The 10,355-nt window shown below is 31.3% G+C and carries 9 protein-coding genes; 4 read left to right on the forward strand and 5 right to left on the reverse strand.

Going from position 1 to position 10,355, the window contains the following annotated elements:
• Nucleotides 1-160: 160 nt before the first annotated feature.
• The 4 genes from B2X73_RS09675 to B2X73_RS09690 all read left to right on the forward strand — a co-directional run bounded on the left by B2X73_RS09675 (nucleotide 161) and on the right by B2X73_RS09690 (nucleotide 1,974).
• Nucleotides 161-418 (forward strand): helix-turn-helix domain-containing protein, encoded by a 258-nt coding sequence (locus B2X73_RS09675; protein WP_260543027.1) that lies wholly within the window; start codon nucleotides 161-163, stop codon nucleotides 416-418.
• A gap of 65 nt (nucleotides 419-483) precedes the next feature.
• A complete protein-coding gene (locus tag B2X73_RS09680; RefSeq protein WP_291096330.1) occupies nucleotides 484-897 on the forward strand; it encodes a GIY-YIG nuclease family protein in 414 nt (137 codons plus the stop codon).
• A 123-nt stretch (nucleotides 898-1,020) separates the two neighbouring features.
• Nucleotides 1,021-1,479, forward strand: a complete 459-nt coding sequence (locus B2X73_RS09685) for a hypothetical protein (protein ID WP_291096331.1) — start codon at nucleotides 1,021-1,023, stop codon at nucleotides 1,477-1,479.
• A 3-nt stretch (nucleotides 1,480-1,482) separates the two neighbouring features.
• Nucleotides 1,483-1,974: a hypothetical protein gene (locus B2X73_RS09690; protein ID WP_291096332.1), complete on the forward strand. Its 492-nt coding sequence runs from the start codon at nucleotides 1,483-1,485 to the stop codon at nucleotides 1,972-1,974.
• A gap of 14 nt (nucleotides 1,975-1,988) precedes the next feature.
• Here the strand turns inward: B2X73_RS09690 and B2X73_RS09695 are convergent, their stop codons facing one another.
• The 5 genes from B2X73_RS09695 to B2X73_RS09715 all read right to left on the reverse strand — a co-directional run bounded on the left by B2X73_RS09695 (nucleotide 1,989) and on the right by B2X73_RS09715 (nucleotide 10,219).
• A complete protein-coding gene (locus B2X73_RS09695; RefSeq protein ID WP_291096333.1) occupies nucleotides 1,989-3,611 on the reverse strand; it encodes a type I restriction-modification system subunit M in 1,623 nt (540 codons plus the stop codon).
• A gap of 9 nt (nucleotides 3,612-3,620) precedes the next feature.
• Nucleotides 3,621-4,949, reverse strand: coding sequence for an AAA family ATPase (locus B2X73_RS09700; RefSeq protein ID WP_291096334.1), 1,329 nt, complete (start codon nucleotides 4,947-4,949; stop codon nucleotides 3,621-3,623).
• A 3-nt stretch (nucleotides 4,950-4,952) separates the two neighbouring features.
• Nucleotides 4,953-6,188, reverse strand: coding sequence for a restriction endonuclease subunit S (locus tag B2X73_RS09705; protein ID WP_291096335.1), 1,236 nt, complete (start codon nucleotides 6,186-6,188; stop codon nucleotides 4,953-4,955).
• Nucleotides 6,181-9,183 (reverse strand): type I restriction endonuclease subunit R, encoded by a 3,003-nt coding sequence (locus tag B2X73_RS09710; protein ID WP_291096336.1) that lies wholly within the window; start codon nucleotides 9,181-9,183, stop codon nucleotides 6,181-6,183. Before B2X73_RS09710 ends, B2X73_RS09705 begins: the two co-directional genes overlap by 8 nt.
• Nucleotides 9,184-9,433: 250 nt before the next feature.
• Nucleotides 9,434-10,219: a hypothetical protein gene (locus B2X73_RS09715; RefSeq protein ID WP_291096337.1), complete on the reverse strand. Its 786-nt coding sequence runs from the start codon at nucleotides 10,217-10,219 to the stop codon at nucleotides 9,434-9,436.
• Between the last annotated feature and the right edge of the window lie 136 nt (nucleotides 10,220-10,355).

Raw genomic sequence — 10,355 nt, forward strand, 5'->3', positions numbered from 1 at the left:
TAGTCAAGTAAAAAGTGACATAAAAAAAAAGAAATTCGAATAATTAAAACAGAAAATCAATAAAAAAAATTAACACCCCCTCCCTATCCCTATTTCCTCTTATCATTTGTTTTATTTAATTAAAACTCGTATCTTACTGAAATTAAGTAAATTAAAACGTATGCAAAACACTTACTTTTTCACACAAAAAGAGAAGGATAGCAACGAGTTAAAACTTCTTTTAGTAGAATTAATTACGAATATACAACCCACGGACAAAGATCACGGATTCTACGACAGTGCAGATGTGCAAAGGCTTCTTAACGTTAGTGACAAAACGTTGTATCGCATGAGGAGAAACAAGACGATTCCTTGTTTTAAGCTCGGTAAAAAGTACTTTTACCCTAAACATTTCTTTAACAAAAAAGCTCTTGGATAAGAGCTTTTTTAGTGGAGTTTATATAATAAAACTTATTTTTACAATATATTATTAATGTTAATAAAATGCATTTATACAAAGAAAGGGAATTATATAAAGCCTTAATAAAATCTGAAAAACAGCTTTTTACATCACCTAGGATTAAATTAGAAAGGACACTTTTATGGCGTAAAGAAAATCTAACACATATACCAGCTGTTTACGCTATTTTTGAAAATAAGAAATTAATTTACATTGGTGAGACAGGTGATTTACTAAAGAGAATGTCTGATATTACACGAACTGTAAATCATTCATTTCGTAAACAAATTGGTCATCGTTTTTTCAATGGTATAAAATCTTCTAAAAAGTTTGAGGAAGAAATCGAAATTAAACTTGACAAATACTTTGATGATACTTTATATATTCAGTTCATTGAAGTTAATTTCGAAAGATCAGAGATTGAAACCTATTTAATTGATAAGTTCAAAGATCAATAAATAAATGGTCCTAAAAAACGTAAACAAAAATATAATTACCAATTAATAAATTTATTATCTAATGATTAACCTAAAATTATTAGATAATTTTATAATAGAATTTATTTGTTTCAAAATTTAGCAATGAAAATTAATAAACAACTTAGTGGAATTGCCGGAGAATACTACGTGGCAGCAGAAATTACAAGAAGAGGATATTTAGCAGCTATTACATTACGCAATTCTGATGGTGTAGATATAATCGCCAGTGATATAGAAGGAGATACATTATTTAGCATTCAAGTCAAAACTACTCAAAATAAAAGAAAATGGATATTATCACAAAAAGTAGAGAATGAAACTTCAGAAAAGAAATTCTTCGTATTTGTAAATATCCCAGCAGATATTGCCATACAGCCTGAATATTTCATCGTCAATTCTAAAGTCTTGGCAAGTAATATTTACGAAGGGCATCGCAGATGGTTATGTCAAAATGGAAAAAATGGAAAAGTACGAAACGATTCCTCAGTAAGACAATTCGAACCAAGATGGTTCAAAGATGAAGAAATTTTAAGTTGGGATCAATTATTTGAATTATTGTAAATTATGCAGAATCTTGAACAAATCATTCAACTAAGTTCACTAGATGATCATACATCTGAAATCACTATAGAAAAACTAATTCAAGCAAAAGAAATAATCCGAACGATTCCAACCAATAACAAGGAATTATGGGATGTTCTTATTGCATTGAATCTAATCAATGCAGCATTAAAACGTAAAGAATTCAAAAGTAAAGAGAAAGATGCATTAATTCATTACGGACTATTAAAGCCACGTGTTTCAAGAATACTTCATCATCTAATAGATAAACGGCAAAAATTTGAAATAGATTTCTACATCAACCAACAAGAACAATGTGCGTATATAGAAGTAGAAGGCTTACAATTTAGTTTCCATAATATAACAATCGATGAATCGCTTAAAGCTTTCATCAACTCACCATTAAACAAGCCTAAGCCTTGGAAAGGTGTACGATTACAAAAAATAGCAGGTGAACTATTCGATTATATGACAAAAAAAGAGGCTTTAAATTAAGCCTCTTTAAATATTTAGTGGATCTCTTCTAATCCTAATTCTTTTAAAAATGAATTATGTAATTCAGTCGCTGCTTTTATTTTTGCATTAATTCCCTCAGGTCCATTAAGTTTTAAATTAACTTCTTTTAAATCAATTTGCTTTTCTGCTTCTGCTGTACTTACATAACGTGTGATATTCAAATTGTAATCATTCTTAGCAATTTCCTCTAATGAGACACGTCTAGAATAACGTTCTTCTTCTGATCGACTTTTATAAGTATCTACAATCTTTTCGATATCCGTGTCACGTAAAAAATTCTGACGTTTACCTTTCTCAAAATAATCACTTGCATTAATTACTAATACATCATCTTGCTTTTTACACTTCTTCAAGACAATGATACAAACCGGAATACCAGTTGAATAAAAAAGATTACTTGGTAAACCTATAATAGCATCTATATTATTATCTTTTAAGAGCTTTGTACGTATACGTTCCTCAGCTCCTCCACGGAATAAAACTCCATGAGGCAAGATAATTGCCATTGTTCCCTGTTTGCTTAGGTAATGAAATCCATGTAACAAGAAAGCAAAATCTGCCGCCGATTTAGGTGCTAGACCATAGCCTTTAAAACGAAAATCTTCACCCATAGCTTCCGATGCATCCCATTTTAAACTAAAAGGTGGATTTGCCACAATGGCATCAAATTCTACTTTTTTAGCTGGATTAGGTTCGCTTAATATATTCCAATCATTTTTTAAGGTATCACCATGAAAAATCTCAAATTCATTTGTTTTCACGCCATGCAACAGCATATTCATGCGTGCTAAGTTATAGGTCGTGATGTTTTTCTCTTGTCCGTAAATTTGTCCGATCGTACCACCTTCATCTACAATGTTTTTACGAACATTCAATAACAACGAACCCGATCCACAAGCAAAGTCAATGACGCGATCTAAATTCTTTTTACGACCCAATTTAGGCTCTTGACTGTCTAAGGTTACAATCTCTGATAAAATATCGGATAAACGCTGAGGCGTATAGAATTCTCCTGCTTTCTTTCCAGATCCTGCCGCAAATTGACCAATGAGATACTCATAAGCATCACCTAAAGCATCACTGTCTGTACTAAAGTCCGCAATCCCTTCCGCAATTTTAGTAATGATCTTACACAATTGCTCATTACGGTCTTCGTAGGTTTTACCTAACTTCTCAGAGTTCAAATTAATCTCAGAGAATAACCCCTGAAATTCACCACTAAAACTTTCGTTCTCAATGTGTTTAAAACCTGCTTCTAACTCTTGAAGCAAATCACCATTTTGTGTACGTGCTAACTCATAAATACTATTCCATAAGTAGTTAGGCTGTATCACATAATGCACTTTTTTACGCATTGTTTTCTCGAAGAACGGAACATCTTCACTATTCTCTTCGTACCATACCGCTAAAGGTGTACGTTTGTCTTCCTCATCCAACTGTGGATAATCACCACGTAACTCTTTAGAAGCGGCTTGTTCGTAATTAGCTGATAAGTAACGTAAAAATAAAAACGAAAGCATATAATCTCTAAAGTCATCTGCATTCATCGCACCGCGTAAATCGTCGGCTATATTCCAAAGGGTTTTACCCAGTTCTTGTTGTTCTTTTTGTGTCATAATACAGTATTATGCAGTTATTTCTTCTACAAATAACTCTTCGTTAAATTTATAATTTTGCAAAAAGTTTGCAAATATCTCTTTAAAATATTCTTTATTTTCTTCACCCATAAATACGGGATCAAATAAAGAATAACTACCATGATTGAAAATATTAATCATTCTAGTCCTTAAAGTAAATTCCTCATCATCGTCATTAATTTTTATACAATGATGAAAGCCATCAAAACCATGGAAATTTGCAGCCTTCTCTAAAATAATTCTTAATATATTAAAGTGATAGGTATATAGTTCATCTTTTTCAATGGCAATCTTTAAGCTTTGTATCAAAGTTACATGATATAAAAAAGGTGCTTCATTAGTACTCTTAAGCCAATATTCCTTATTCTTTCTACTAATTAAGAATGCTTTATCTTTCCCTAATTCATTACATAAAACATTAAAAAATAAACTATGATGAGTCGAAATAATGGTTTTCACTTCATTACCTTCTGTCTTTAAAAGCTGACAAAGATGATGAGCTAATGCAATTGCGTTATTTTCATCCAATGATGATATTGGGTCATCAATATAGATATATTTAACCCATGTATAATCTGCGTGCTTATCGATTATTAATTGAACAATGGCTAAGAAAAAACACCAAATAAATAAGTTTTCTTCGCCTCTCGACACTTTAATATACTCAATATTTTGTGGTGTTCCTGCAACTTCTTCTTCTCTAATAAAGTTTACAGCCCAATAATTTTTACCCTCTGTATCAAGATAATCAGGATCAATTAAAAAATTATAATCACAATATCTCTGAATTAACGGACGTATTTTATTTTCGATATCAAGGTTACGAGCACCCATAATAAATGCAGATGCTGGATTGATTAACAATCTTCTTTCTTCATCGTTTTCTAGATCATTATCCCAATGAAACAAATCCTCAGTAAAAGCATTAAAATATAAGGTATCTCTTTTTGTTACTTCGCCTTCTTCATTTTTTTCTTTACCTGATTCTTTAAAAGCCATAGATAGTCTGGTTTTGCCAGTACCATTATGTGCGTATAAAATCAGATTTTTTTTATTTTGGCTTCTAACATAATTCGCAACTTCATCCACAGATACAAATGGTAAAAAGCCAATATGCTGAAACAATTTAGTGATTTTTATTTTCGTTGTGTCATCAATATCAACTTTTAAATTATACACTTGCTCAACCAAAGGTATCGTATCATCTAATGTATAATTGTCACTTAAAAGTTTTTTGTAATCTTGATTTTTACCTATTTTTTTTAATATAAAATCTTCGTATTTACTTTTTGTAATAGTGTTAATTTGGTGTGCCATCGCTTAACTTTCAATTTTAGGAAACAACCCTTGCATTAATCCTTTCTTGTGCTCTTTTAAGGATGCTATCTTTTCTCGTTGTGCTACTATTAATTCATCCACAGAAGATAATACTGAAGCTATTTTTTGTTGTTCATTTAAGGTTTTTGGGATTAATAATGGTATTTGCTTTAAGACATCCAAACCTATTCTTTTTCTTGTAGAACCAGTTGATTTAGCTTCAATTTTACTTCTAATTGTATCTGAATTAATTAGAGAAAAAATAAAATATTTAGAAAACTCTTTCTCATTTACAGCCAGACGAATACCATCCGAAGCCATTAAATATCTTTCATTATCTCCAGGCATAATACACGCTCTTCCTACAGGATCTCCCATTTTAGATAAAATGATATCGCCTGAGTAAATGTTACAGCTTAAAAGCTCATCTGCTTTATCTAAAGATGTAAAAATTTTATATTCATCATTAAAGATACCATCGCCAATATTTTGTAATTGTATAATTCTAATACCTTTAAAAGTATAGTCGCTAGATTTTAAATTAGAACCAAATGGTCCTCCAGTAAAACTCCATTTGATATTTTTATCTGCTGTATCAATTATTGTTTTCTCCACCCAATCTCCATCATTCTCAAACTCAGGAAAACGGAATTTTGGTTGTGTTTCTCCTTCTTGTGGGAAAAGGTTTTGCATTAAGCCTTTTTTATGCTCTTCTAATGCTGTTAGCTTTTCTTCATGCCCTGCAATCACATCATCTAAACTACTTAAACAAGCCGCAATTTTTTGTTGTTCTACTGGGTTAGTGGGATATGATATAACTTTCTCCTTTAGTATAGAAAAATGTCTTTTATATTCCTCTTGTTTTACAGGATTGTATTGTAAATACTGATAAAAATAATTTGGTAAAACACTCTTTTTTGTACTAAATATTTTTATACCATCTGCACCTTGTATAAAAGGATGATTTATATATTTAGTAATACATGTATGATCTCCAAATACAATTAAATCATTTTCGGGAGATATTAAAGCTTCTTTATCATTTGAATATCCACAATAAAAACTTTTTGATTGGTCCACAATTGGATAATCCCCCTCTTTTAAATACTCATTTGAGTTCAATTTTTTAGGAGGTGTTATAGTTTTTATTAGATTTTTTACAACATCTACATCCCAACTTCCATCGTCTTTAAACTCTGGAAATCTATAGTTAGGTATTATTTTATTATCGCTATTCATAAGCTTTCAATCCTGCTATTTCTTGCCCTTCGGCTAATTGTTTTAAATAAGGCACTAAATCTTCCATTAACGCCAATTCTTTTTGCGCTCGTGCTTTCCATCCCAAATCCAAGTGGTCGGTCAAATCATTTAGTTTTTCTCCATCAAATACCTTTCGAAGCATTATCAGTTCCACAAAAGGTTTTAATAGTTCCAAAGGAATTTCGTGTTTTGTCGCAATTTCAATCAGTTGTGCGTCTTGCTGTTGTTGCTTAAAGATTTGGAAACCCTCGCGTATCGCTTTCTCATCCAATGCTTCATCCAAAGGCAATTGATTGATATAGGCGATCATCAAATCACGCTCATCCAATAAGTTAGATGTAGAACTTAAAATACTAATCAACTTCTCCTTAGACATTTTCTGTTTCTTAGGATCGCGTTGCGTGTATTCGGCAATCAATCCCATGATATAATCATAATCAATCAAAGAAGAAGAAAACAGGACGAATTCAAAATCCAACTGCTCTGCTGGTGAATCTTCGGGCTTGTCTTTTCCTTTATCGGCTTGACGCAATTGCTGTGCAGTTTCCAGATACATGCCTTTAAAACCTCGCAAGGTATCTTCAGGCATTACTGTTTCAATCTGCTGTATTTGGGTTTCGTCTAAATCCGTGTATTGCTCCAATTGCGTTTTTAGGCGTTGTACTTCTTTAAACTTCTGTAAAAATTCTACTTTGGCAGCTTCGCCTCGTAGGTTACTTACTTCATCAGGCGTACAGTCTAAGCCATGCACCGCCATAAAATCGTTTAATTTAGCCACCGCATCTTGGTATTTATCAATCACCACAGGAGCTTCATCCACCAACCATATTTCACGTGCTTGTGTCAAATCTCCATCAGAAAATCTTAAAATAGCAGTCTCAACAGCCTCCTTTTGATTTCTAAAGTCCATGATATTCCCATAAGGCTTAGTATCATTTAGTACACGATTGGTTCTTGAAAAGGCCTGGATTAAACCGTGATATTTCAGGTTTTTATCCACATACAAGGTATTCAAATACTGAGAGTCAAAACCAGTCAACAACATATCCACCACAATAATAATATCAATCTTATCTTTATGCGGTACATCTTGCGTGTTATATTTTTGACTCTTAATACGAGCTTGCACATCTTGATAATACAAATCGAACTCATTAATCGTATGATTTGTACCGTATTGCGCATTATAATCTGCAATAATAGCTTTTAATGCTTCTTTCTTTCCTTCAGGATCAACCTTATTATCTGCAGCCTCTTGAGGTAAGTCTTCTTGGAATTGTTTTACATCAATTGCATTTTTTTGCGCATCGGCTTCACCACTCTGTGCTATAGCTTGTGCAGGTGGTGAGAAAACACAAGTAATATTTAAAGGACGATAATCCGCATCCAATGCTTTGCGTTCTGCTTGTAGTTCTTTAAACAACTGATAATAAGCAATCGCATTATTAATGGATGCTGTTGCCAATACCGCGTTAAATTTACGTTGATTTGTAGCGCCATCATGTTTTTCAAGTATCGCTTCTGCTACTGCTTTACGTGCGCCTGCTTCGGTGATTTGTTCTTTTGGTACGCCATCGGCTTTAAAATAATCGATATGAAAGCGCAAAACGTTTTTATCATCAATGGCGTGCGTGATGGTATAAGCGTGTAATTGTTTCTCGAAAATATCTTCCGTAATCTGATAACGTGCTTCTTCGCCATCTATCTTTTTATAACTTGCGTTATCATCAAAAATAGGTGTACCTGTAAAACCAAATAACTGTGCATTGGGAAAAAACTCTTTAATGGCTTTATGATTTTCTCCAAATTGCGAACGGTGACACTCATCAAAAATGAAAACCACACGCTTATCTTTAAGCGGTGCTAATCGGTCGACATAGTTTTTTTTATTTTTAGGATCTAAAGCGATTCCTAATTTTTGAATGGTGGTAACAATTACCTTATCGGCATAGTCTGTTGATAATAATCGACGAACTAAACTTTCAGTATTTGTATTTTCTTCAACACTTCCTTCTTGAAATTTATTAAATTCTAAGCGGGTTTGTCTATCCAAATCTTTACGATCCACCACAAACAAACATTTTTCTATATTCGGATTACTTTTTAATAAAGTAGAAGTCTTGAAAGAAGTTAAGGTTTTACCCGATCCAGTCGTATGCCAGATGTAACCATTACCACGATTTTCATCAATACAATTGACAATAGCTTCCACGGCATAAATCTGGTAAGGACGCATCACTAAAATCTTTTGCTCCGTTTCCACCAAGACCATATAGCGACTAATCATTTCGCCAAGCGTACACTTTGCTAAAAATTTAGTCGTAAACTTATCTAAAGCCGTTATTTTTTTGTTCTTATCATCCGCATATTGGTAAATAGGCAAGAATTGCTCATCGGCATTAAAAATAAAATGCTGATTACGGTTATTAGCAAAATAGTACGTATTGCTGCGATTACTCACAATAAACAATTGCATAAAACAAAGCAACGAGTTTTTATAGCCGTTACCGGGATCATTTTTGTAGTCCACAATCTGTTGCATCGCTCGACGAGGACTAATCTCAAAAGTCTTTAATTCAATCTGAACCAATGGCAATCCATTCAATAGCAATATAACATCATAGCGATGATTACTATCTTCAGTATTCATTCGCAATTGATTGATGACTTCAAAATCATTTCTACACCAATCTTTGATATTCACTAAAGTATATTGTAGAGGCGTACCGTCTTCACGATAAAATGTATTTCTATTGCGTAAGATTTTAGCCGCCTTAAATTCATCAGGCTGTATAATTTCTTCCTTTAAGCGGTTGAATTCATTATCACTTAACTTCACACGATTAAGTGCTTCAAACTTTTCTTTAAAGTTTTTCTCTAAACTTTCACGATTACGAATATCTAGACGATAACTGTATTTTTGTTCAATTAATTGCTTAATTAAATCATCTTCAATATGTTGTTCTTTGGTCATAAATAATTCGAAATTTAACAGATTGTCTTCTCCAAATATACATAAAATAAGCACTATTAGTAATGATATAATACACAACTACACTTATATTAATTAATATAAAAAAGAATAATTAAATACAAAAATCATCTCACAACAATTTACGGATTTAAAAAAAATAAAGAACCTAGATTAACATCACTTAATGCAGTTGATAACCCTTTTCCAGTAAAATCAACTTATGATCATTTACAATCGCTATATGTAGTTTTTAACTTAATAATTTTTCAATAGCCTTTTTAATATTACTTCTTGTAAGTTCAAGTTGTTCAATACTAAAGCCTTTTTTTAATTGTTTAAGTATATTTTCATCAGCTTGCATAAAAGTTTGGTACATTGAGATTAAAAAAAATAATTGTATAAAAAATAAAAAATTCTCTCTGAGTGAGTTAATATCTTCTTTAAATTCAGAACTTTCAATTTGAATTTTTTTGGATTTATCTTTACTTTGAAACAAATAATGTACAGGTTCTTTAACTGGTAAACCATCGTAATGTTTTACACAATTGCATATCCAATTAATTTTTTTTGTAGTAGAATTTAAATCTGAAATTTTATTAAGATCTCTATTAAAATGTTTTTTAGTAAAATTTACAATTGGCAAAAGATTATTATCAAAATCTGTTAGTTTTGAAAATTCATCTGTTAGTTTGATTAAGTTTTTAATATAGCTCTCAAATTTGTGACTAATACCGACGTAGCCTAATCTTATTGTTTCGTAGTAATTTTCTTTTAATTCTTCGTTGCTAAGATTAAATTCATTCTTATACTTAGAAAATTTCAACTCTCTTTTAAAATCAACAATTGATTTTCGAGATGCAGGAATATAGTATTGCAAGAAAAGAGATTCAAAAGATTTAAGTTCGAATTGTACTTTAATTATGTAATGATAAAAATCTTCACCGAGTTGATTTTCAAATAATTTATTAAACCCCTCTACCTTAGATAAATTAAATTTTAATCTATCTATAATTGTGTCAATAGAATTTTTTTTCAAATTAACTATTTTTATAAAAATTACAAATTATATTATTTTTAATGAACTAAAATATAGTTTTAAACACTATATCTAAATTTCGTTATATTATTCCAAACATACAACAACCATTTAACTGGATATCCTAACGAAAGTT

Origin of the sequence: Empedobacter sp. UBA7252 (assembly GCF_002472765.1) — a bacterium.
Lineage (GTDB): Bacteria > Bacteroidota > Bacteroidia > Flavobacteriales > Weeksellaceae > Empedobacter > Empedobacter falsenii_B.